The sequence below is a fragment of the Brachybacterium sp. UMB0905 genome (assembly GCF_002871795.1).
Lineage (GTDB): Bacteria > Actinomycetota > Actinomycetes > Actinomycetales > Dermabacteraceae > Brachybacterium.
This window is the reverse complement of the sequence record NZ_PNHL01000005.1, coordinates 225,886-247,528: the sequence shown is the minus strand read 5'-3', so window position 1 is coordinate 247,528 and position 21,643 is coordinate 225,886. Positions and strand designations below refer to the sequence as shown.

The window sequence follows — 21,643 nt, the reverse complement described above, 5'->3', positions numbered from 1 at the left end:
ATCGGTCCGATACTATCGGCCCTGCCGAGCCGTCTTCAACGGCACCTGTCCGGAGGTGAGGCACCTCCTTTCCCTGTGATGCGCCGCGCGCGCATCCGCCCTGTGACCGACCGCGGGGCGCCATAACCGATCTGGAGATGCGATGACCGAGGTGGAGAACCCATGACCGAGCTGGAGATGCGATGACGGAGCTGTTTGAGCCGCTGCCGGAATCCGCCGCCACGCGCCGCAAGGAGAACACCCGCACCCGCCTGGTGCGGGCCTCGCTCGATGTCTTCGTCGACAAGGGGATCGACGCGGCCACCGTCGATGACCTGGTGAAGGCCGCCGGCTTCACCCGCGGCGCCTTCTACTCCAGCTTCACGCACAAGGAAGAGGTGTTCCTGGCGCTGTTCGATGAGGTCACCACTGAACTGCTGGCGATCGCCGATGCCGCCGTGGGCCGCGCGATGCAGGGTGATCCGCATGGGGCCGGGGAGGGCGTGGATATGCGGCAGATGCTCGCGGTGTTCGAGGGGATCCGCCCCTTCGGGCGACAGTGGTCGCTGCTGTACACCGAGGCGACCGCCCGCTCCTTGCGCGACGCTGAGATGCGGGCAGCCCTCGCCCATCAGCTCGGGAGGATGCGCGAGCGCATCGGGGCACTGCTCGAACATCGGATGGCGGAGACGGGGGAGCGGGCGCTGCTGCCCACCGCGGATCTCGCCCAGCTGCTCACCGGGATCTTCATTGATCTGATGCTGCGTGAGCAGCTCGAAGGGCGCGATGTCACCGACGTGGCAACCACCACGATCCTCGGCACCCTGAAGGCCTTCGTGGCGCTGCGGGAGAGCTGAACACCCCACCGCATTCCTCCCAGGCCCGGCGGCTTGCGACGCATCTCGGGATCGCAAGGACGAGCACGGCGGGTACTCTGCCCCGGTGACTTCGCACAGCACTTCTCCTACGACCGAGACTCCACCGCACTCTGGACGCCCGGTCGGCGCTGTCTACGCCGACCGGGGCTCCTCGCACTTCGACATCCTCCTGGCCGCCATGGTCACCGTCGTGATCCTCTCCGGCATCGGCGCTGCGAAAGGGGTCAGCTTCGGCACCATCCCGGGCATCGGCTTCGAGGTCATCACTGACGGCGGCTTCTTCCTCTTCCCCCTGGCGTATGTGCTGGGGGACATCATCACCGAGCTGTACGGGCCACGGGCCGCTCGTCGGGCGATCTTCACGTCCTTCGTCGTGAGTGTCTTGGCCTCTGTCTCCTATCACGTGATCATCGCTCTGCCGCCGTTCCCCGATGAGTACGGGCTGGCCAAGCAGGCCGCGCTCGAGGTCGCGCTCGGGCCGGTGTGGATCGTGGTCCTCGCGGGCCTCGCGGGCTTCCTCGCGGGGCAGACGCTGAACTCCCAGGTGGTCTCGCGGATGAAGAACCGAATGGGGGAGCGGGGCCTGGTGGGGCGCCTGCTGACCTCCAGCGGCCTCGGGGAGCTCGTGGACACGATCATCTTCTGCTCGATCGCGTCGGTCGCCATCGGCATCACGACCCTCGAGCAGTGGTTCGAATACACACTGCTGGGCTTTCTGTACAAGGTGCTGGTTCAGTACGCGATGATCCCGGTGACCAGTGCCGTGATCCGCTGGCTGAAGCGCACCGACCCCACCTACCAGCGTCGGCTCGCCGAGGTGCAGCGCCTCGACGGATGATGCCTCCGCAGCGCCGGGCGCACCGACGAAGGTCGCACGGACGATGACCGTTGCGGGCAGGCGCGAGGCGGCGGGCGCGGGAGAGTGTGGAGCCATGGACACGACGACTCCCCACCCCGCGCCTTCGCCGGCCATCGACCCCCTCGAGACCTCCCCGTCGCGCCCGGCGGCGACCACCGTCGAGGACACCCGTCCCTTCGGCGCGCATCTGCGGATGAGCTGGTGGAAGCCGCTGGTGATCATCCCGGTGCTGCTGATCGCGATGTTCGTGCTGCAGTTCGGCGCCACGCTCGTGGCGATCCTGGTGGAGACGGCGGCCTTCGGACGGGATCCGTTGGACATGACCCTCTCGCCGCTGATGATGGTGGCGGTCAATCTCAGCCTCGCCGTAATGGGGCCGCTCGCCGTCGGGTTCACCGCCCTGATCGCCCGTGTGCCGTGGCGCTCCCTCCTCGCCTCCCCGCGCCGGATGAGCATGCGCCGCTGGGGCGTCTTCACCGGGGCCTTCGCGCTGCTGGTGCTGGCGATGCTGGGGGTGTCGGCGCTGCTGGTGCCCGAGATGGCCGGGCTGAAGGGCTTCGCGATCACCGGCACCACCATCGGCCTGGTGCTGGTGGCCCTGCTCACCACACCGCTGCAGGCCGCCGGGGAGGAGCTGATGTTCCGCGGCGCGCTGGTGCCGACCGTGGCCAGCTGGATCCGCGCCGCCAAGCCCGCGCTGATCGTGGGCATGACCGCCTCGAGCGTCGTCTTCGGCCTGGTGCACATGTCTCTGGATCCCTGGCTGCTGAGCTACTACACCGCCTTCGGCCTCTGCATGGCGGCGATGGCCGTGATCAGCCGGGGCCTCGAGGCCCCGATCGCCTTCCACGTCACCAACAACGTGATCATGATGGTGGCGGGCGCGCTGTTCGCCGACGGGCAGGGCCTTGTCATCGATCGCTCCGTGGGCATGGGCGGGCCGTTCATGCTCCTGGCCATCGCGGTGGACCTGCTCGCCGTCGGCGTAGTGTGGATGTACGAGCGCCGTCAGCGCTCCTGAGACGCGCTCCTGAGACGCATTGCGAGGGAACCCATGCCGCTGCAGGACCTGACCGCCGACGCCCGCGACCTGCACCTCCGATGAGCTCTGGCACCGGGGCCGGCGACGGTGTGGGAGCACCTGGTGGCGCGGGAGAGACTCCCCGAGTGGCTCGGCACACCGCTCGAGGGCCCATCGCACACCCCCGGAACGCTCGTGATCGACCACGGGGACGGCACGCTGTGCACGAGCACGCTCCTGGAGGTCGACCCCGGAGAGGGACTCGCCATGACCTGGCAGTTCCCCGAGGAGCCCGAGACGCGCCTCGAGGTTCACCTTCACGCACGGGCTGGGACGACGGGGACGGTGCTCGAGCTCGTGCATCGAGGGCTGGGGGAGCTGACGGACTCCTACGGCCCGGGCTGGACCACCCGCCTGACCTTCTTCGAGGCCTCGCTCGAGGGCAGTCCGCTTCCCCTCGACCAGTTCTGGAACCTGTGGAGCACCGTCAACGGGCTCGGCGCCCGGTAGCACAGCGTGGGACGAGCAGCTCCGAGAATTCGCTTCAACATCGGCTGCTGACGGACCTAGGATGAGAGCTTCGAGCCGGGCGAGATCCCTGTGGATCCGCCTGGCTCGACGCATCCCCACCCTGTCCTGCGCGAGTAGAAAGGCCCTCGTGTCCACCGCCGACGACACCCCGCGCGAGCACACCAGCCCGTCGGACCCCGTGCCCACCACCACCGGGTCAATCCCGACCACCACGACCGGGTCGATTCCGACGATCACCGGCGGGATTCCCACCATCACCGGGGCGATTCCGGTGCTCGAGGATCCCGCGGATCAGGAGTTCGCGCAGCTGCCCGGGGAGGATGAGCTGCAGGGCACGCGCGGGAAGGTCACCGCTTTGGTCATCGCGGTGCTCACCACGCTGAGCGCGATCGGCCCGCTGGCCACCGACATGTACATCCCGGCCTTCCCGCAGGTCGCCTCGGATCTGGCGAGCAGCGCGGCGAGCATGCAGCTGACCCTGACCGCTTTCTTCATGGGCGCCGCCGGGGGACAGGTGGTCGCCGGACCGCTCTCGGATCGGCTCGGTCGGCGTGCACCGCTGATCCTGGGCATTCTGCTGGCGCTGCTGGGTTCGATCGGCTGTGCGCTGGCCCCGTCGGTGGAGCTGCTGCTGGTGATGCGCGTGCTGCAGGGGATCGGCGGCGGATTCGGCATGGTGCTGGGACGCGCGGTGCTGATCGATATGACCGACGGCCCTGAGCTGTTCCGGATCATGAACATCATGCAGGGCGTGGGCGGTATCGCGCCGATCGTCGCACCCTTACTGGGCGGCATGATTCTGCTGGTGGGCCAGTGGCGCGAGATCTTCTGGGTGATCGCGGGGATGTCGCTCATCTCCCTGGTGGGCGTGCTGTGGCTGATCCCGGAGTCCCTGCCGCTCTCTCGTCGGCATTCCGGCGGGTTCCGCACCTTCCTGCACAACACGGGCGTGCTGCTGCGCCGCCGCACCTTCGTGGCCTACATGCTGGTGAACGCCTTCTCGGCCTTCGCGCTGATGGCATATGTGTCCGCCTCCAGCTTCGTGCTCCAGGAGATGCTGGGCTTCAGCTCCACCGGGTATTCCATCGCTTTCGCGATCAACTCGGTGGGCATGATGTCGATGTCGCTGCTGTCGGCTCATCTGACGCGCACGATGCACCCGCGCCGCCTGATCCGAGCGGGACTGACGGTCGTGACGCTCGCATCCTTTGCCCTGCTGATCGGCAGCCTGTTCCTCGGCACGCCGGTGTGGATCGTGCTGCCGGCGTTCTTCTTCACCGTCGCGCCGCAGGGACTGATCTTCGGCAACGGCGGGGCGCTCGCCTCGAACGAAGCGCGCGAGTTCGCCGGCACGGGCTCGGCGATGCTGGGGCTGGGCTTCTCCTTCGCGGCCTCGTTCGCGGCGCCGCTGGTGGGCCTCGGCGGGACGCACACAGCGCTGCCGATGGCGATCGTCATGGTCGGCGGCGCGCTGCTGTCGATCCTGTTCTTCATCCTCGCCGGGCGCGGGAGCGTGACGGCTGACGTGACAGGGGCTCAGAGTGAGACAGCCTGAGTCCCCAGCTGGCGTCGGACTGAGATTTTTGGCGCCTGCGCTGGACCGCGCGGAGGCAGGCGCCGACTTTGCCCGCGCCATGATCTCGTGCGCGTCGCGCCGCGTTGGGGCATCCGCGGTGGTGACCGTCGACCGGAAGGCCGCACGCGCAGTGGGATGGACGCTGTTGGGTGCGGAGATTCGATAACTCTCCGTAGCGAGCCGATAATGTACGTTATGTAAAGTGTAGTGGAGGGAGTCAACCCTCCAGACGGGCCACCCCTCCTCTGTCACCGGTAGACCGTCGAGCGATGATCGATGGCGACGATGGTGACCACGTCGGAGATCCGATAGATCACGCGATAGTCGCCGCGTCGAGCACTATGCAGTCCCTCCAGCTCGAACCGCAACGGCTTACCCTCCCGACGCGGGTTCTCGGCGAGCGATCCGTAGGTGAACTCGACGGCCGCAACGGCGACTTTCTCCGGCAGTTTCTGGATGGCACGCGTGGCGGCCGGCGACCACTCAATGCCGAAGGTTTCGCCGTTCATCGATGCAGTAGGTCGAGGATCTCGTCCTTCGTGTGCGCTGTCCCGCCGTCGGCGGCAAGCTCTGTGAGGCTCTGGCGAATCTCCCCCATGAGCTGCGGTCGGCTCATGATGTCCAGCGTCTCCTCCAGGGCTGCAAGATCGTCGGCGCTGATCACCACGGCGGCAGACTTCCCATGCCGAGTGATCGTCACGCGCCCACGCTCCCGCTCTACGTGATCCACCACTTCGGACAAGCGGTTCTTCACGTCACGCAGGGCCATGGCCGATTCGATAGTCATGGCTACAAGTGTCGCCATTGTGTACGGGGGGTGGGAATCCTTCCTGCCCCGTGTCCTCCTCCCCCTGGTCCGCTGCGGCGCGCATGATGGAACCAGTCCCCTTGCCTGGAGCCGCCGATGACCCCGCCTGCCCCTGCTGCGCTCCCACCACCGGAAGGCTGACCGATGACGCTCATGACCCCCTGGGGCGAGACCCTGGATCTCACGCACCCGTTGCCCGAGCATCCCCGCCCTCAGCTAGAGCGCGAGACCTGGCTGTCGCTCAACGGGCCCTGGGAGTACGCGATCACGCCCGCGCGGAGCACCGCCGCAGCCACGATCCCGGGCACGTGGGATGGCGAGATCATCGTGCCCTTCTCCCCCGAGACCGCGCTCTCCGGCGTCCAGTGCACCGTCACCCCCGAGGATGTGCTCTGGTACCGCCGCCGCCTGCACCTGCCCGAGTCCTTCACCGGGCAGCGGGTACTGCTGCACTTCGGCGCCGTGGATCAGGACTGCACGGTGCTGCTGGATGGCGTCGAGATCGGCTCTCACCATGGCGGATACCTGCCCTTCACGGTGGAGCTCACCGAGCACCTCTCCCCCGGCATCGCCCACGAGCTCGTCGTACGGGTCCGCGACGTCACCGACACCTCGTATCGTTCCCGCGGGAAGCAGTCCTCGCGCCCGCACGGCATGTGGTACACCGCCCAGTCCGGTATCTGGCAGAGCGTGTGGCTCGAAGCAGTCCCCCACACGTTCATCCGAACGCTGCAGCTCACGCCACATCTGGCGGACGGAGAGGTGGAGGTGCACCTCGAGATCGATGCACCGGACCGGCCGACGACCGGCGGCGGTCCATCGAGCCTGCGCGCCGAGGTGACGATCACCGCCCCCGACACCGGGCAGGCCGTCACCGCGCACGTCCCCGTCGGCACCCCCACCCGGATCCCGCTCACGACGCCGGTACGGGCGTGGTCTCCTGAGGACCCCTTCCTCTACGACGTCGAGGTGCGCTGCGGCGATGACGTGGTGCACTCCTACGTCGGGATGCGCTCGGTAGGGCTTGGGCCCGATGCGCAGGGCCGCAACCGGCTGCTGCTGAACGGAAAGCCCTACCTGCATCTGGGGCTGCTGGATCAGGGGTACTGGCCCGATGGGCTCATGACCGCCCCCTCCGATGCGGCGATGGTCTTCGACATCGAGCTCGCGAAGGACCTGGGCTTCACGATGCTGCGCAAGCACATCACGATCGCGCCGGACCGCTGGTATCACCACTGCGACCGCCTGGGGATGCTCGTGTGGCAGGACATGGTCAGCGGCGGCTCCACCTATCACCCGGCCGTGATCTCCGCTCCGGCCATCACGCCGCTGCAGCTACCCGATCGCTGGCATCGCCTTTTCGGGCGCACCGACGCGCTGGGCCGCGCGGAGTTCCGGGCGGAGCTGCGCGGCACGGTCCAGCATCTGCGCGCCCACCCCTCGATCGTGGCGTGGGTCCCGTTCAACGAAGGCTGGGGGCAGTTCGACGCCCTCGACATCACCGCGGAGCTGCGGGAGCTGGACCCTACGCGCCTGATCGACCATGCGAGCGGCTGGCACGACCAGGGCGGTGGGGACATGGTCTCCCGCCACGTCTACTTCCGCCCCTACCGCCTCTCCCCAGCGGATGCCCGCGACCCCCGCGCGGCGGTGCTCAGCGAATACGGCGGCTATAGCGTGCATCTGCCCGAGCATGCGTGGAGCGATCGCGAGTTCGGGTATCGCCGCTTCCCCTCCCTTCCCCAGTTCCAGCGGGCCTTCATGGATCTGCAGCGCCGACAGGTGCTCCCGGCGCTGCGCGAGGGTCTTGCCGCAGCGGTGTACACGCAGCTGTCGGACGTGGAATCTGAGGTGAACGGCCTGGTCACCTATGACCGGAAGGTTGTGAAGGTGGATCGGGAACGGGTCCGCGCCGTCCACGCCCAGCTGCAGGAGGCTTTCGAGCATGCGGTCCGCGGTACCGCCCCACTCCCCCGCCCTGTGCCGGTCAGTGAGGAGGAGATCATCGCGCCGGTCTCGCTCACAAACGCCGCCGGACTGCTGAACCCGCAGGCCGTCGGCTTCACGCGCACGCCCCTGCACCGCACCGATGCCCTCGCACCCCGCTTCTCCGGCTCGCGCCGCCGCCCCTCCTCCTGGGCGCGCACCAAACGCTGGGAGTACTGGGCGATCACCACCGACGCCCACATCGTGGCCCTGGTCATCTCCGATATCGACTACGCCGGGGTGCCGAGCCTGTGGGTGCTGGACCGCGAGACCGGGGAGGAGATCTCCTATGAAGCCGTGACCCCGTTCGGCCGCGGGATGACGCTCCCGCCGACGTTCGGGGACGGTTCGGCCCGGGCACTCACCCGCGCCTTCCAGCTGGGGGTCGATGAGGTGCCCGGCGGAACGCGGCTGCGGGCCCGCTCCGCGCGGATCGAGCTGGATGTCATCGCGCGCAGGCCCGCGGGCCATGAATCCCTGGGCGTCGTGGTGCCGTGGGACGACCGGCGTTTCCAGTACACGGTCAAGGACGCGGCGCGGCCCGCCGATGGATGGCTGCGCATCGACGGAATCACCCACCCCATCCCGGCCGGACAATCCTGGGCGGTACTGGATCACGGGCGGGGCCGCTGGCCGCACCGGGTGCACTGGAACTGGGGAGCCGGGACCGGGCGCCTGGCCGACGGCCGCGCGCTCGGCATCCAGGTGGGCGGCCGGTGGACCGACGGCTCCGGGGTCGTGGAGAACGCCCTGCAGCTCGACGGCCGCCTGCACAAGATCAGCGAGGAACTGGTGTGGGACTACGACACCGAGAACTGGATGGCGCCGTGGCGGATCTGGGGTGAACGGCTGGACCTCACCCTGGTTCCGTTCCACCTCAAGCAGTCCCACACGGACCTCGGGCTCGTCTCCTCGCACACGCATCAGTGCTTCGGCACCTGGTCCGGGACCGCCTGGACCGATGACAGCGAACGCCTCGAGATCGCTGGCATCACCGGCTTCGCGGAGGACGTCCACCAACGGTGGTGAGGGGCCCGAACCCGGCCCGACGAGGGTGACGGCGGATCGATCGGGCGACCGTCAGCGGGGCGTATACGTCCAAAAGCGCCGGGCCAGCACGGCGATGACTGCCATCGCCACGACCACGATCACCCCGCCGATGAGTGTCACTGGCGCCGCGCCGCCCGGGGTGCCGACGATCCCGGCCGCCCCGCCGTGGACGACATCGGCGATGCGCGGTCCCCCGGCGACGACCACGATGAACACGCCCTGCAACCGTCCGCGCACCGCCGGGGACGCGGCCGAGAGCAGCATCGTCTGCCGGAACGCTGCGGAGGCCATATCCGCAGCGCCGGCGACTACCAGGGCGCCCACGCCGATCGCGAGCCAGATTCCACCGCTGCCGTTGGCGAGCATCGCGGCGGCGCCGAACACGGTGATGCCCAGCCCCCAGATGGCGATCGCCAGAACGATGGTGCGGCCGTGGCGGCGTACGCGGGAGACCCAGCCGGAGAACACCCCGCCCAATACGGCGCCGACGGGGATGGCGGCGAACAGCAGTGCGAAGGCGATGCCGCCTGCGGCGGGGCCTCCGAAGTCCACATGCGCGATCTCGGGGAACAGGGCTCGGGGCATGCCGAAGACCATTGCGATGATGTCCACGACGAAGCTCATGAGCAGCAGTCGATGCCCGGCAAGGTAGACGAGTCCCTCGATCACCGAGCGCAGGCCGACAGTCCCGCTCGAGCCCGCGCCGGGCAGGGCGGGCAGGTGCACGACGGCCCATAGCGTCGCCAGCAGCGTCACCGTGTCGATCGCATATAGCCAGGTGAAGCCGGTGAGAGGGAGCAGAGCCCCGGCGACCAGCGGGCCAGCGATCCCCCCGGCGTTCATCACCGTCATGTTCAGGGAGTTTGCGGCCGGCAGCAGGTCCTCGTCGAGGATCTCCGGCAGCAGCGCGGTGCGAGCAGGCTGGTTCAGGGCGAAGAAGCCCTGCTGGATTGCGAACAGCGACAGCAACAGCCAGACGTTCCGTTCCGGCAGCGCGGCCTGCACCGTGAACAGGGCGCTGGTGGCGATGAGTCCGAGCGTGGTGATGAGCAGCAGGGTGCGCTTGTCGAAGCGGTCGGCGAGCGATCCGCCATATAGGCCCAGGATCACGAGCGGCACTAGGCCGAACAGTCCGGCGAGCCCGACGTAGGCGCTCGAGCCGGTATCGACGAAGATCTGCGCGGGCACGGACACGACGGTCAGCTGCGCCCCGATGACGGTGATGATGTTGGCCGTCCACAGACGGCGGAAGTGCGGGGAGGACTGCAGGGGTCGGGTGTCCGCGAGAAGTCCGCGTCGCTGTCCTGCCACCGCTTGTGCTCACCCTGTCCTGTGCTGCCAACGTCCCGCCCGGTGGCGGACCGCTGGGATCCTACTCCCGCGGCGCACGGGGCCGGGCAGCAGTCTGCTGGGGCACCCTACGGCCGATGGTGCGCTGCGGGGCCGTCAGCTCGTGAACAGCGGCAGCAGCTCCCGCAAGCTGCTGATAGGGCGGTCCGTCGGTGGCTCCAGCGGGATGCCCGGAGTCACGAGCAGCCAGCCCCGCACCCCGGCGGCTTCCGCTGCCGCGATGTCCGCGGGCCGGTCCCCCACCGCGATCGCCTGGTCTGCGGGGAGGCTGTGCCGACGTAGAAGCTCGCGGATCATCTCCGGGTCCGGTTTGCGGGCGAACCCATCGGGCGCGCACACCATGTCATCGATCGGCAGCTCCAGCGCGTCCAGGAGCGACTGCGCGCTCTGCCGCTCGCGGTGGGTCGCCACGAGGTTGAGACTGTCCGCGCGGTGCACCGCCTCGAGCAGGTCACGGGCGCCGTCCGCCACGGGTGGTGGGCTGGTGCGCCAGTGGATCTTGGTCGCCTCGTAGGCGGCGCGAAGCTCCTGCTCGGGAACTCCGTGCCGTGCGGCAAGGGTGCTGATGGCATGGGAGCTTGAGATGCGCGTGAGGGTCGCGACCTCATGCAGGAGCTGCGCCGTGGGGTGCGCTGTGAGCGCCCCGGCCAGGGCCCGGTCCACATCGGGGTAGGTGTCCACGAGCGTGCCGCCGAGGTCCCAGATCAGTGCGCGCATGCGCCCAGTGTGGCAGGGGTGGCACCGATTGGGTGTGCCGCGGCGACGGGGTGTTGACTGCGGGGCGTGCCTGTGATCGATGAGCTGCTGACCCTGTCGCTCGCGTCCCTGCTGCTGCTCCTGGCCCTCGCTTTCGTGGCCGGGTGGGTAGATGCGGTGGTGGGCGGAGGCGGCTTGATCCAGCTGCCGGCGCTGCTGACCGCGATGCCGAGCGACGCACCGACCGGCGCAGTGCTGGGCACCAACAAGCTCGGGGCGATCGCCGGGACGGCGGTGGCCGCTGGCACGTACGTTCGGCGCATCGCCCCGGTCGCTGGGACGGCGGTGCCCCTGGTTCTCAGTGCACTGGCCGGCAGTGCAGCCGGGGCTGCGAGCGCCTCCCTGCTGCCCCGTCCGCTGCTGACCCCCGTCGTGCTGGTGGCGGTCCTCGGGGTCGGCACGTACACGGTGGTGCGGCCGCGCCTCGGACTCGAGCATGCCCCGCGCCATCAAGGCAGCGCGCAGTGGCTGCGTGCGGGTGGTATCGGTGGCGGTGTCGGGTTCTACGACGGGGTGCTGGGGCCGGGCACCGGCAGCTTCTTCATCATCGCGCTGGTCTCGCTGCTGGGCTACGGGTTCCTGGAGGCGAGCGTGCATGCGAAGCTTGCGAACCTCACCACGAACCTGGGGGCGCTGCTCGTGTTCGGCCTGCAGGGGCATGTGTGGTGGCTGCTCGGGGCGCTGCTGGCGCTCGCGAACATCCTGGGCGGCTATCTAGGCGCGCGCCTCGCACTGCGCCTGGGCTCCGGGTTCGTGCGGGCCGTTTTCCTCATCGTCACCGGCTTGCTCGCCCTACGCCTCGCGGTGGACTCCCTGCAGCTGCTGCTCTGAGCGGTCCCTTCTCCCCTGCGCGCTCTGGTCCCCGCCCTGTCTGCTCCCCCGCCCTGGTAGCGCCGCCCACTGTGCTCCCGGGAATAGATCCGGGCCGTGGGGGGTTGAGAAGGCTGTACGTCTCGCCGCGCAGCGCGGCTTTGTCCTGGAGGTCTCATGGATCCCACCACCCTGTTCAGCTACGAGCGCCACGTGGATTCCCGGTCCCTGAACGGGCGCACCCTGCTGGTGACCCTCGGCGCCTACTCCGATGCCGGTGAAGCCCAGCGGCTGATCGACGATGAGCTGCTGAACAGCCTCTCCAGCCGCGTCGTGGGACGCCTGGATATGGACCAGGTGTATGACTATGCCGGGCGGCGCCCCGAGGTGACGCTCGAACTGGACCACTTCGTGGATTACGAGAAGCCGGAGATTCTCCTGCATGAGGTCACCGACCTCGCCGGAGAGACGTTCTTCCTGCTCACCGGCCCGGAACCGTCCTTCCAGTGGGAGCGCGTGGCTGGTGCCCTGCAGATCGTGGTGGAGCAGCTGGGCATTGAGAAGGTGCTGCTGCTGCAGGGCTTCCCCGCCCCGGTGCCTCACACCCGCGAGCTGCCGGTGACCCGCTATGCGGGGGACCCGGATTCGATCCAGGTGCGCCGCCCGATGCCCGGGATGTTCCGGCTGCGTGCCCCGTTCACGGCGCTGCTCACGATGCGGCTCGCCGAGGGCGGGCATGACGTGGTGGGTCTGACGGTCCACGTCCCGCAGTACCTGCACGAGATGGCTTACCCCGACGCGGCGCTGGCGCTGCTGAGCGCCGTCGCCGAGGAGCACGGCCCGCAGCTGCCGCTGCGTGAGCTCGAGTCCCAGGCCACGACGGTGCGGGAGGCGGTGCAGGCCCAGATCGATGCGCAGCCGCCGCTGCAGGAGATGGTGGCCGGGCTCGAGCAGCGCTTCGACCGGATGATCACCTCCGGGGCGGGGGCGGAGGTGCCGACGGCCGAGGACATCGCCGCGGAGGTCCAGGAGTACCTGGCGAGCTTCGAGCACGACGATCCGCAGCACCCTGACGCCGGGGAGAACACCTCACGTGAGCAGGGGCCGCCGGATTCACCGGATGAGGATCTCGGACCGACGGACAGGCCCGCCGACGACGCCTGACAGCGTCCGCGGGAGCAGGTGCCGACCAGAGGGCCTCGCTGCTGAGCGGTTCCCCGCTGCTCAGCGCAGCGCCAGGCGCTACTCGTGATCCTCGCGCGGCAGCTGCGGGTCCACCACCGCGGTGACCTGTATCCCTGTGAGCTGCAGATCCCCGTTCAGCGTGGTCATGAACGCGGTATCGGCCGCGTCTTGCCCGGTGGCGATGCGCACCATCGACTCCCGCGGGGCGAGGTGCGTGGCATCGACCACCAACCAGCGGTTCTCCACGAGCGCCTCCACCACGAGGTGGAAATCCATCGGCGCCAGACCCGGCGCATAGACGGCTACGCAGCGGGCGGGGATGCCGCTCGCCCGCAGCAGTGTCGCGGTCAGGTGCGCATAGTCCCGGCACACGCCCTGGCGGGCCAGGTATGTCGAGCGCGCGGAGTCGGTGATGGTGCTTGAACCGGGCACATAGTCCAGATGCTCCGCCACCCACTGCACCACGGCATCGACGGCATCGGTGCCCTGGGCGGTGCCCACCACCTCCGCGGCCGCCCGCGTGAACTCGTCGACCTCGCAGTAGCGCGAGGGCCGCAGATACGTCACCGCATCGCTGTCCTCCACGACCGGTTCACCGGCCGCGGTGATGTCACGTGCGGCATACACGATCTCCACCGATCCCTCGGGCAGGGCGCTGAGCAGATGCATGCGGTTGCCGTAGCGATCCCGGGACTCCTGCGCTGTGATGGTCTGCCCATCCCCCGTTGTGACCTGCAGGCTCTCCTTCCCCACCGGTGTATCGGCCACTGCCACCAGCAGCGCGACGTCCGTTCCCTCAGCCACCTCGGCCCGCATCCATGCCCGCACGTGTCGTTCCATAGCTCCAGTGTTCCGCCTCACGCGCCCTCCGGGTGCCATCTGCCGAGTTCGAGGCGGGCACCGCGTTGCCGGGGTGTGACGGAGGACATAGGCTGGTGAGGCTGCTCGACCACCGTTTCTGCTGCCATCCGAGGTGACCCGCCGTGGAGATCTCCGTCCAGCTGTACAGCGTCCGCGAGGCGCTCGCCGCCGATCCCGCCGCCACCATCGCGCGCCTGGCTGCGATGGGATTCACGGCCGTAGAGCCCTTCGGCCTCATGGAGCATGCCGAGGTGCTGCGACCACTGCTGCGCGAGCATGACCTGCGCGCCCCCTCCACGCATGCCTCCCTGCTGGGCGCCGAGGATCCTGAAGCCGTGCTGCGCACCGCCGCCGCGATGGGCATCACCACCATCATCGAGCCCTACCACGACCGCGAGGCCTGGCAGGAGGAGTCCGATATCGCCGCCACCGCAGAGCGGCTGAACGAGCTCGCAGGCATCGCCGCGATCCACGGTGTCCGGGTGGGCTACCACAATCACGATGCGGAGACCCGCCCGCACGCCGACGGCCGCTGCGGCCTGGAGATCCTCGCCGACCGCCTGGATCCCCGGGTGGTGCTGGAGCTGGACACCTTCTGGTGCGCGGTGGGCGGCACCGATCCCGCCGCCCTGCTGGGCACCCTGGGACAGCGCGTCCAGCTGGTCCACCTCAAGGACGGCCCGCTCACAACGACCACGAAGGACCAGCTGCCGCTCGGCGAAGGCGCGATGGACGCGCCCGCGATCCTCTCGGCCGCGCCGTGGCTCGAGGTGGGCGTCATCGAGTTCGACGACTACGACGGTGACGTCCTTCAGGCCGTGGAGCGCTCCCGAAAGAACCTCGTGGACATGATCCGCGACGGCCGCGACTGAGCCCACCGACTGAGCCCACGACTGAGCCCACCGACCGCCTGGGCCCGGCGCCGCACACCGTCGGCCCCGTGCCAGCCTGATCTGAGGAGCACTGCGATGACCAATCCCACCGATCGTCCGCTCGGCGTGGCCCTGATCGGCTACGCCTTCATGGGCCGCGCCCACTCCCAGGCCTGGCGCAGCGTCGCGGCAGCCTTCGACGTCCCAGCGGTGGAGCGCCGCGTCATCGTCGGCCGCGATGAGCAGGCCGTGGCGCAGGCCGCTGAGCGGCTCGGCTGGCAGGAGCATGCGACCGATTGGCGGGAGGTGATCGCCCGTGAGGACGTGGACATCGTGGACATCTGCACCCCCGGGTTCCTCCACGAGGAGATCGCGATCGCAGCGCTCGCGGCCGGTAAGCATGTGCTGTGCGAGAAGCCGCTGGCCAATGACACGGCCGGGGCTGAGCGCATGGCTGCGGCAGCCCGCGTGGCCGGCCAGCGCGGGCAGGTCGCGGCTCTGGGCTTCACGTACCGCCGCGTTCCCGCCCTGGCTCTTGCCCAGCAGATGTGCGCACAGGGGAAGCTCGGGACGATCCGCCAGGTCCGTGCAAGCTACCTGCAGGACTGGCTGGTCGATGAGGACGCACCGATGACCTGGCGTCTGCGGCAGGAGACCGCCGGCTCCGGGGCGCTCGGCGACATCGCCTCCCACGCCATCGACCAGGTCCAGCACCTCACCGGACAGCAGGTCACCACGGTGCGCGGGCGCCTTGCGACCATGGTTCCCGAGCGCCCCGGCGAATCGGGCCCCGAAGCGGTCACCGTGGATGATGCCGCCTGGGCGACCCTCGAGCTCTCCGGCGGGGCGCTCGCCTCGGTGGAGGTCTCCCGCATGGCCACCGGTGCGAAGAACCAGCTGCGCCTCGAGCTGTACGGCACCGACGGGGCGCTGCGCTTCGACCTCGAGAACCCCAATGAGCTGTGGTACCTCGATGCCACCGCGCCGATCGCCCAGCAGGGCTTCACCCGGGTGCTGGTCACCGAACCGGAGCACCCCTACCTCGAGGGCTGGTGGCCACAGGGCCACGTGCTGGGATGGGAGAACGCCTTCACGAATCAGGCCCGGGACCTGCTGCTGGCGATCCGTGACGGCGATCCCACCGGTTTCACCCCCACCTTCGAGGACGGTCTGGCGCTGCAGCGCGTGCTGGATGCGGTGATCGCCTCTGACGCCGCCGACGGCGCCACCGTCAGCCTGTGACCCCGCCACCACCCCCGGCCTACCACTACCAGGAGAGACCATGCCGCACCCCCATACTCTGTTCACCGGCCAGTGGGCTGACCTCACCCTCGACGAGGTCGCCGGGCACGCCGCCCGCTTCGGCTACGACGGGCTGGAGATCGCCGTCTCCGGCGAGCACCTGGACGCCAGCCGCTGGGACGATGACGACTACATCGCCGAGCGTCAGGAGATCCTCGCCAAGCACGGCCTCAAGGTCTGGGCGATCTCCAACCACCTCAAGGGCCAGGCGATCTGCGATGACCCCATCGACTTCCGCCACCAGGCGATCGTCGGCTCGGCCGTCTGGGGCGATGGCGACCCTGAAGGGGTGCGGCAGCGCGCCGCCGAGGACATGAAGAACACCGCGCGGCTCGCGCAGAAGCTCGGTGTGAAGACCGTCGTCGGGTTCACCGGATCGAAGATCTGGAAGTACGTGGCGATGTTCCCGCCGGTCTCCCAGGACGTGATCGACGAGGGCTACCAGGACTTCGCGGACCGCTGGAATCCGATCCTCGATGTGTTCGACGAGTGCGGGGTGCGCTTCGCCCATGAGGTGCATCCCTCGGAGATCGCCTATGACTACTGGACGACGCAGCGCACGCTGGAGGCGATCGACCATCGGCCGGCCTTCGGCCTGAACTGGGATCCCTCGCATTTCATGTGGCAGCAGATCGACCCGGTCTCCTTCATCACCGACTTCGCGGACCGCATCTACCACGTGGACTGCAAGGACATCCGCGTGAACATCACCGGGCGCAACACCCGGCTGGGCTCCCATCTGCCCTGGGGCGATCCGCGACGCGGCTGGGACTTCGTGTCCTTCGGCCGGGGGGACGTGCCATGGGATGCGGCGTTCCGGGCGCTGCGCTCGATCGGCTACGACGGGCCGATCTCGATCGAGTGGGAGGACGCCGGGATGGACCGCCTGCACGGCGCCCAGGAGGCGCTCGAGGTGCTCCGGTCCCTGGACTACCCGCCGGCGGAAGGGTCCTTCGACGACGCCTTCAGCAACCAGAGCTGACCCCATGCGGGATCACGAACCGACCATGCACCAGCACGAACCGACAGAGCGCCAGGAGGAACCGACGGAGCGCCAGCAGATCGCCGACTCGTTCGAGCAGCTCGGCCCCGAGGCGCCGACGATCCTGCCGGGCTGGGGTGCGAGCGAGCTGCTCGAGCATCTGCTGCTGCGTGAGCGGCATGCCCTGGCGCTCGCCGGCTCTCTTGTGCCCGGGCCGCTGACCGGCTTCGCGCTGCAGCGCCGTCGGCGGCAGCTGGCGGAGCTGTCCTTCAGCGAGCGGGTGCAGCTGCTGCGCGAGGGCCCCGGGCCCCTCTCCCCCACCGGGCGGATCGATCAGCTCACCGGGGATGGGGAGCTGCTGATCCACCACGAGGATCTGCGACGCGCGCAGAGCGGCTGGGAGCCGCGCCGCCTGTCTGCTCGGCGCAGCGCCGACGTGTGGCGGACGGTCCGGCGGATGGCGCCGGTCATGGCGCATATCCCGGCTCAGGTGACGCTCGTCTCTCCGCTTGGCGGTCTGCGTCTGGGATCTCGCTGGCGGGACGGGTCGCTGCGGGTGCACGGGGACGTGATGGAGCTGCTGCTGTGGGTCAGCGGGCGCGATGAGGTCGCGCGGGTGCGCATCCACGGGGATCCGGTGGGTCTGCAGGCGCTCACGGAGGGCCGACGGGGAGCGTGAAGGTCTGGGCATTCCGGGGCGGCTGGAGCTGCTGAGAGCTCGGGTGGCTCAGCGGTCGCGGGCGCGCCCGGAGCGGCACGGGCGCGTTCTGTGCCGCACAGGCGTTCAAGCAGAGCCTCACGAACGCCTACGGCACCTCACGGGCGCTCGAGCAGGAACAGCCGGGGATGGTGGCCCTTCTGGAAGAAGCGGTGTTCGCGGAGCGACCGCCATCCCGCGGCGCGTTCCTCGAGCACCCGGTGCATGCGGGTGATCTCGTGGGTGAGCACCCCCAGGCGCGCGGTCGGGGCGGCCAGCTGCGCGGCGCGCTCGAGCAGATCCGCGAGCAGATCTTCATTCGTGGCGTGCTCACCGTGCAGCGTTCCCCAGGGCGGGTTCGTCACCAGGCGCGTGAAACCGCCCTCGAGCGGCACCTCGCGCACGTCGCCCTCGATCCAGTCGATCCGGCCCTTGCGCCGAGCGGCGCGCTGATGGGTCCGGGCGGCATCGAGCGCCACCGCCTCCAGGTCCACGCCGACCGCCCTGGCCGGGGCCACCTGGTGCAGCTGCTCGATGAGGAACGTCCCCGAGCCGCAGGTCAGGTCCAGCAGGTCATCGTCGGCGCCCACGTGCAGCAGATCCAGAACCGTCGCGGCGATGGTGGCGTTGACCGCGCCCGGGTAATTCACGGTCCGCCAGGCCCTGGTCGCGAGCGGCCGCGGCGTGGTGCGCAGCAGCACCTGCCAGGTATCGCCCGTCGGCCCACGGCGAACGCGCGCCACCAGGTCCCCGTCATCGGGATCCTGAGGGATACCAGCCCGCTCGGTGAGGGCTGCGACGAGGCGCTGCATGTCCGGAGTGTCCGCCCCGGCGGCCTCCAGACGCAGGCCGTGGAAGCGCTGGCGGGGTCGCTGCCGGGCGATGTCCTGCAGAATCTCTCCCAGACGCTGCTGCACGGAGGTCTCCAGCAGCTCCCGGGGGCGCCTGGCCGGAATGCTCAGGGTGCTGTACGCGGCGACCACGCGGCGCAGGGTGCGCACCGCGTCGAGGTCCTCCGCGCTGAGTGTGAGTTCGGTGGGGCCGATGCTCTGCGCCGGTCCGAGCTGCTCCGCTTCGGTGAGGGCGCTGTCTCCGCAGCCGTCGAGCACCTCGAGCACCAGGTCGTGGCGCATCTTCCCTCCGTTCCGGGGGCTGCCGGGCCCCGCGTGGGCACCCTATCGTCACGGCGGTCCGGCGAGGTCCTCGGGGTCGGTAGACTCGCGGTGTGTTCATCGTGAGTGTGTGTTCTCTCAAGGGCGGGGTCGGCAAGACGTCCGTCACCCTGGGCCTGGCGTCCGCTGCGCTGCACCAGGAGGTGAACACCCTGGTGATCGACCTGGACCCGCAGGGCGATTCGACCCTCGGTCTGATGGGCGAGCCGGCCACGGGCCTGGATGTCGCCGAGGTGCTCTCCTCGCCGCGCACCGAGACCGTGGATCGCGCGATCCAATCCACCCCGTGGGCGGATGATGCGGCGAGCCACCTGGACATCATTCCCGGCAGCGGGCGCTCGGCGGTGCTGGACTCCCCCACGCCCACCACGAAGGAGCTGCTGCGCCTGCACCAGGCACTGGATAAGCGCACGCACCAGTACGACCTCGTGATCATCGACTGCCCGCCGTCGTTGAATGGGCTGACGCAGACGGCGCTGGCTGCCTCGGACCGGTCGATGGTCGTCTCGGAGCCCGGCTTCTTTGCCGTCACCGCGGCGGATCGGGCGCTCAAGCTAACCCGAGAGATGCGGGAGGACGGCATTGCGCCGCGCCTGCTGCCGCTGGGAATCGTCGTCAACCGGTACCGGCCGCGGTCGGTCGAGCACCAGTACCGTCTGGCGGAGCTGCGGGAGCTGTTCGGCGATGCCGTGCTGGAGCCGGTGATCGAGGAGCGCGTGGGCCTGCAGCAGGCGCAGGGCGGCGCCGTTCCCCTGCACCGCTACGAGGGGGCATCGGGCAAGCGGCTCACCGCGGACTTCGATGCGTTGCTGCGCACGGTGCTGGACTCGCGACAGCACTCCTGAGGTGGCGTCGCGGCACCAGACACGGCACCACGCAGACGCGGCGCCGCCCAGGCACGGCGCCGACAACATCGACAACAGCGACGCGGCCCGTCCCTTCCCCGGGACGGGCCGCGTCGGCGAGTGATGCGGGTGGTGCTCAGCCGGCCTGGCGGGAGCGGCGGCGGGCGGCGAGCTCGTCCTGCAGCGCCAGGGCCGCGTCATCGGCCGGGTTGACACCGGGCAGCGACAGCAGGTCGTTCTCGACCTCGCGCCACACGCGACCCACGGCGATGCCGAACACGCCCTGGCCGCCCTGGACCAGGTCGAAGACGTCCTCGGCGGAGGTACATTCGTAGACGGAGGCGCCATCGCTCATGAGGGTGATCGCGGCGAGGTCATCGATGCCGCGCTCGCGCAGTGCGCCGACGGCGACACGGATCTGCTGCAGGGACACGCCCGTGTCGAGCAGACGCTTGACGACCTTCAGCACGAGGATGTCGCGGAAGCCGTAGAGGCGCTGGCTGCCGGAACCATGGGCGGCGCGGACGCTCGGCTCCACCAGGCCGGTGCGTGCCCAGTAGTCGAGCTGGCGGTAGGTGATGCCCGCGGCCTTGCAGGCGGCGGGGCCGCGGTAGCCGAGCTCGCCGGGGGTGTCCACGACATCGTCGAAGAGCACACCCTGTGCGGGTTCCGCGGGCACAGTGGACTGCTCGGTGCGTTCGTCACCGCGAGTGGTGTTCACAGCTACCTCCGGGTCTGGGCTCTCCGAGGGGGAAGGATGAGAGCACTCAGGCCAGGGTAGCGCGCGCAGGCAGGCGCGGGGGCGCGGCACGCCCACTGAAGGTCACGGACAGATGACGGGCAGGCAGCTTGACACCGGATCCTCCGGGACGGCGCGCGGCGGGTCAGGGCTGTCGCAGCGTAGTGCGCAGTAGTGCGGCATGCAGGGAGTTCATCGATTCGGCGAGGTCACGCGCGAGGTCCTCCGCCTCCCCGCGGGCCGCAGCGTCACCGGAACGGCTGCGCGGCCGGGCCACCGAGCGGATCATATGGGCCTCGCGCTCCGCGGAGGTGCGCACCATCACCAGATGCCGGGGATGCAGCCCGACGTCGGCCAGCGCGCGAGCCGCCCGCACGATCTCCAGCTCGGCCGCGCCGTAGAAGAGGGCATCGGCCTGAAGCATCCCGAACTGTTCGAGCTCGGTGAGGAAATCATCCTCCACGGCGGCCTCACGCAGCAGACCGCGCCGGTCCAACCGCACAGGCTGCAGGGTGGCGCTGGGGCCGGGACGGGAGGCGATCGAGGTGACCTCGCTGTCCACGCCGTGCTCGAGCAGATGCTCCTTGATGACCTTGAGCGGCCAGAAGCGATCCCGCTGGGCCCGCAGCACGAACTGCAGGCGCTCCACGTCCTCGCGCGAGTACTTGCGGTAGCCCGATGGGGTGCGCGAGGGCTGGATCAGGCCCTCGGACTCCAGGTAGTGGAGCTTGGAGTGCGCGAGGTCGGGGAACTCATCGCGCAGCAGCTGCAGCACCTGGCCGATGCTCAGCCGGGCACCACCGGCCGCGCTCTGCCGCGAGGCGGATGCCGCCACCGGCTCAGGCCGTCCCGTGGAACGGGTGGTACGTCAGCCGGTACTTGCCGATCTGGACATCCTGACCGGACTCCAGGCGAGCCTCATCCACGCGCTCACCGTGCACATAGGTGCCGTTGAGGGAGCCCAGGTCCCGCACGACGAAGCCCTCGCCATCGCGCACGAAGGCGGCATGCTTGCGAGAGACCGTCACGTCATCGAGGAAGATCTCGCTCTTGGGGTGCCGCCCGGCCACGGTGGTGTCGGAGTCCAGGAGGAACCGTGCGCCCAGGTTCGGGCCCTTGCGCACGATCAGCAGGGCGGTGCGCGGGGGGAGGTTGTCGATGGCGCGGTGATCCTGCGCCGACAGGCTCGGCTCCTGCTCCTCCAGCGGGTCGCTGGGGGAGATCGCGCTGAGCTTCGACGTGTGGTCGAGATTCGCGTCGTTCCACTCGGTGTTGTCTGCCACCGCGCACCCCTTTCCTTCATCGCCACGCGCCCGGGTCATCCTCACCGCGGGGTCGAGCCCCTCTATCCTCGCATGTCGGGCCCGGGCATTGGTCCCTCAAC

General features: G+C 69.5%; 22 protein-coding genes. 13 read left to right on the top strand and 9 right to left on the bottom strand.

Going from position 1 to position 21,643, the window contains the following annotated elements:
• Window positions 1-182 precede the first annotated feature (182 nt).
• The 5 genes from CJ197_RS06835 to CJ197_RS06815 all read left to right on the top strand — a co-directional run bounded on the left by CJ197_RS06835 (window position 183) and on the right by CJ197_RS06815 (window position 4,823).
• Window positions 183-836, top strand: coding sequence for a TetR/AcrR family transcriptional regulator (locus CJ197_RS06835; protein WP_102235985.1), 654 nt, complete (start codon window positions 183-185; stop codon window positions 834-836).
• A gap of 85 nt (window positions 837-921) precedes the next feature.
• Window positions 922-1,695 carry a queuosine precursor transporter gene (locus tag CJ197_RS06830; RefSeq protein ID WP_102235984.1) on the top strand — a complete coding sequence of 258 codons (774 nt, stop codon included), beginning with the start codon at window positions 922-924 and terminating at the stop codon, window positions 1,693-1,695.
• A gap of 94 nt (window positions 1,696-1,789) precedes the next feature.
• Window positions 1,790-2,737 carry a CPBP family intramembrane glutamic endopeptidase gene (locus CJ197_RS06825; protein ID WP_233190687.1) on the top strand — a complete coding sequence of 316 codons (948 nt, stop codon included), beginning with the start codon at window positions 1,790-1,792 and terminating at the stop codon, window positions 2,735-2,737.
• A gap of 108 nt (window positions 2,738-2,845) precedes the next feature.
• Window positions 2,846-3,247 (top strand): SRPBCC domain-containing protein, encoded by a 402-nt coding sequence (locus CJ197_RS06820; RefSeq protein ID WP_255407872.1) that lies wholly within the window; start codon window positions 2,846-2,848, stop codon window positions 3,245-3,247.
• Window positions 3,248-3,308: 61 nt separating this feature from the next.
• A complete protein-coding gene (locus CJ197_RS06815; RefSeq protein WP_158239391.1) occupies window positions 3,309-4,823 on the top strand; it encodes a multidrug effflux MFS transporter in 1,515 nt (504 codons plus the stop codon).
• Window positions 4,824-5,092: 269 nt separating this feature from the next.
• Here CJ197_RS06815 and CJ197_RS06810 read toward each other — a convergent pair whose 3' ends face one another.
• Together CJ197_RS06810 and CJ197_RS06805 are read right to left on the bottom strand one after the other, a co-directional pair.
• Window positions 5,093-5,353, bottom strand: a complete 261-nt coding sequence (locus CJ197_RS06810; RefSeq protein WP_102235982.1) for a type II toxin-antitoxin system RelE/ParE family toxin — start codon at window positions 5,351-5,353, stop codon at window positions 5,093-5,095.
• Window positions 5,350-5,631 (bottom strand): type II toxin-antitoxin system Phd/YefM family antitoxin, encoded by a 282-nt coding sequence (locus CJ197_RS06805; RefSeq protein WP_233190686.1) that lies wholly within the window; start codon window positions 5,629-5,631, stop codon window positions 5,350-5,352. Before CJ197_RS06805 ends, CJ197_RS06810 begins: the two co-directional genes overlap by 4 nt.
• 165 nt (window positions 5,632-5,796) lie before the next feature.
• On the opposite strand from CJ197_RS06805, the gene CJ197_RS15545 reads away from it, so the two are divergent.
• Entirely contained in the window at window positions 5,797-8,667 is a 2,871-nt protein-coding gene (locus tag CJ197_RS15545) for a DUF2804 family protein (protein WP_102235981.1), read from the top strand.
• Window positions 8,668-8,718: 51 nt separating this feature from the next.
• Here the strand turns inward: CJ197_RS15545 and CJ197_RS06795 are convergent, their stop codons facing one another.
• A complete protein-coding gene (locus CJ197_RS06795) occupies window positions 8,719-9,999 on the bottom strand; it encodes an MFS transporter (RefSeq protein WP_102235980.1) in 1,281 nt (426 codons plus the stop codon).
• 135 nt (window positions 10,000-10,134) lie between these two features.
• Entirely contained in the window at window positions 10,135-10,755 is a 621-nt protein-coding gene (locus CJ197_RS06790; protein WP_102235979.1) for an HAD-IA family hydrolase, read from the bottom strand.
• A gap of 66 nt (window positions 10,756-10,821) precedes the next feature.
• Here CJ197_RS06790 and CJ197_RS06785 point away from each other — a divergent pair, with 66 nt between their 5' ends.
• Window positions 10,822-11,625, top strand: coding sequence for a TSUP family transporter (locus CJ197_RS06785; RefSeq protein WP_102235978.1), 804 nt, complete (start codon window positions 10,822-10,824; stop codon window positions 11,623-11,625).
• 156 nt (window positions 11,626-11,781) lie between these two features.
• The gene (locus CJ197_RS06780) at window positions 11,782-12,768 is read left to right on the top strand and encodes a PAC2 family protein (protein WP_102235977.1); all 987 of its coding nucleotides are present in this window, start codon (window positions 11,782-11,784) and stop codon (window positions 12,766-12,768) included.
• Between the two features lie 78 nt (window positions 12,769-12,846).
• Here CJ197_RS06780 and CJ197_RS06775 read toward each other — a convergent pair whose 3' ends face one another.
• Entirely contained in the window at window positions 12,847-13,629 is a 783-nt protein-coding gene (locus CJ197_RS06775) for a transglutaminase family protein (protein ID WP_233190685.1), read from the bottom strand.
• A 143-nt stretch (window positions 13,630-13,772) separates the two neighbouring features.
• On the opposite strand from CJ197_RS06775, the gene CJ197_RS06770 reads away from it, so the two are divergent.
• From CJ197_RS06770 to CJ197_RS06755, 4 genes are all read left to right on the top strand, one after another.
• Window positions 13,773-14,522 carry a sugar phosphate isomerase/epimerase gene (locus CJ197_RS06770; protein WP_102235976.1) on the top strand — a complete coding sequence of 250 codons (750 nt, stop codon included), beginning with the start codon at window positions 13,773-13,775 and terminating at the stop codon, window positions 14,520-14,522.
• 96 nt (window positions 14,523-14,618) lie between these two features.
• Window positions 14,619-15,764 (top strand): Gfo/Idh/MocA family protein, encoded by a 1,146-nt coding sequence (locus CJ197_RS06765; RefSeq protein WP_102235975.1) that lies wholly within the window; start codon window positions 14,619-14,621, stop codon window positions 15,762-15,764.
• Window positions 15,765-15,804: 40 nt separating this feature from the next.
• Window positions 15,805-16,806, top strand: coding sequence for a sugar phosphate isomerase/epimerase (locus tag CJ197_RS06760; RefSeq protein WP_102235974.1), 1,002 nt, complete (start codon window positions 15,805-15,807; stop codon window positions 16,804-16,806).
• A gap of 25 nt (window positions 16,807-16,831) precedes the next feature.
• Complete coding sequence (locus CJ197_RS06755; RefSeq protein WP_102235973.1) at window positions 16,832-17,485, top strand: TIGR03085 family metal-binding protein; 654 nt, start codon at window positions 16,832-16,834, stop codon at window positions 17,483-17,485.
• A 137-nt stretch (window positions 17,486-17,622) separates the two neighbouring features.
• Here CJ197_RS06755 and CJ197_RS06750 read toward each other — a convergent pair whose 3' ends face one another.
• Window positions 17,623-18,636 carry a methyltransferase gene (locus tag CJ197_RS06750; RefSeq protein WP_102235972.1) on the bottom strand — a complete coding sequence of 338 codons (1,014 nt, stop codon included), beginning with the start codon at window positions 18,634-18,636 and terminating at the stop codon, window positions 17,623-17,625.
• 92 nt (window positions 18,637-18,728) lie between these two features.
• Here CJ197_RS06750 and CJ197_RS06745 point away from each other — a divergent pair, with 92 nt between their 5' ends.
• On the top strand, window positions 18,729-19,520 hold the full coding sequence (locus CJ197_RS06745; RefSeq protein ID WP_102235971.1) for a ParA family protein: 792 nt from the start codon (window positions 18,729-18,731) through the stop codon (window positions 19,518-19,520).
• Window positions 19,521-19,656: 136 nt separating this feature from the next.
• On the opposite strand, the gene CJ197_RS06740 is transcribed toward CJ197_RS06745, so the two are convergent.
• The 3 genes from CJ197_RS06740 to CJ197_RS06730 form a co-directional block, all read right to left on the bottom strand.
• A complete protein-coding gene (locus CJ197_RS06740) occupies window positions 19,657-20,241 on the bottom strand; it encodes a MerR family transcriptional regulator (protein WP_102235970.1) in 585 nt (194 codons plus the stop codon).
• A 163-nt stretch (window positions 20,242-20,404) separates the two neighbouring features.
• Window positions 20,405-21,094 (bottom strand): MerR family transcriptional regulator, encoded by a 690-nt coding sequence (locus tag CJ197_RS06735; protein WP_102235969.1) that lies wholly within the window; start codon window positions 21,092-21,094, stop codon window positions 20,405-20,407.
• A gap of 4 nt (window positions 21,095-21,098) precedes the next feature.
• Entirely contained in the window at window positions 21,099-21,542 is a 444-nt protein-coding gene (locus tag CJ197_RS06730) for an FHA domain-containing protein (RefSeq protein ID WP_102235968.1), read from the bottom strand.
• Window positions 21,543-21,643: the final 101 nt, after the last annotated feature.

Coding starts and splice junctions, on each gene's coding strand:
- CJ197_RS06835 (WP_102235985.1), top strand. CDS start 183: ATGACGGAGCTGTTTGAGCCGCTGCCGGAATCCGCCGCCACGCGCCGC.
- CJ197_RS06825 (WP_233190687.1), top strand. CDS start 1,790: ATGGACACGACGACTCCCCACCCCGCGCCTTCGCCGGCCATCGACCCC.
- CJ197_RS06815 (WP_158239391.1), top strand. CDS start 3,309: ATGAGAGCTTCGAGCCGGGCGAGATCCCTGTGGATCCGCCTGGCTCGA.
- CJ197_RS06810 (WP_102235982.1), bottom strand. CDS start 5,353: ATGAACGGCGAAACCTTCGGCATTGAGTGGTCGCCGGCCGCCACGCGT.
- CJ197_RS06805 (WP_233190686.1), bottom strand. CDS start 5,631: ATGACTATCGAATCGGCCATGGCCCTGCGTGACGTGAAGAACCGCTTG.
- CJ197_RS15545 (WP_102235981.1), top strand. CDS start 5,797: ATGACGCTCATGACCCCCTGGGGCGAGACCCTGGATCTCACGCACCCG.
- CJ197_RS06790 (WP_102235979.1), bottom strand. CDS start 10,755: ATGCGCGCACTGATCTGGGACCTCGGCGGCACGCTCGTGGACACCTAC.
- CJ197_RS06780 (WP_102235977.1), top strand. CDS start 11,782: ATGGATCCCACCACCCTGTTCAGCTACGAGCGCCACGTGGATTCCCGG.
- CJ197_RS06775 (WP_233190685.1), bottom strand. CDS start 13,629: ATGGAACGACACGTGCGGGCATGGATGCGGGCCGAGGTGGCTGAGGGA.
- CJ197_RS06765 (WP_102235975.1), top strand. CDS start 14,619: ATGACCAATCCCACCGATCGTCCGCTCGGCGTGGCCCTGATCGGCTAC.
- CJ197_RS06760 (WP_102235974.1), top strand. CDS start 15,805: ATGCCGCACCCCCATACTCTGTTCACCGGCCAGTGGGCTGACCTCACC.
- CJ197_RS06755 (WP_102235973.1), top strand. CDS start 16,832: ATGCACCAGCACGAACCGACAGAGCGCCAGGAGGAACCGACGGAGCGC.
- CJ197_RS06750 (WP_102235972.1), bottom strand. CDS start 18,636: ATGCGCCACGACCTGGTGCTCGAGGTGCTCGACGGCTGCGGAGACAGC.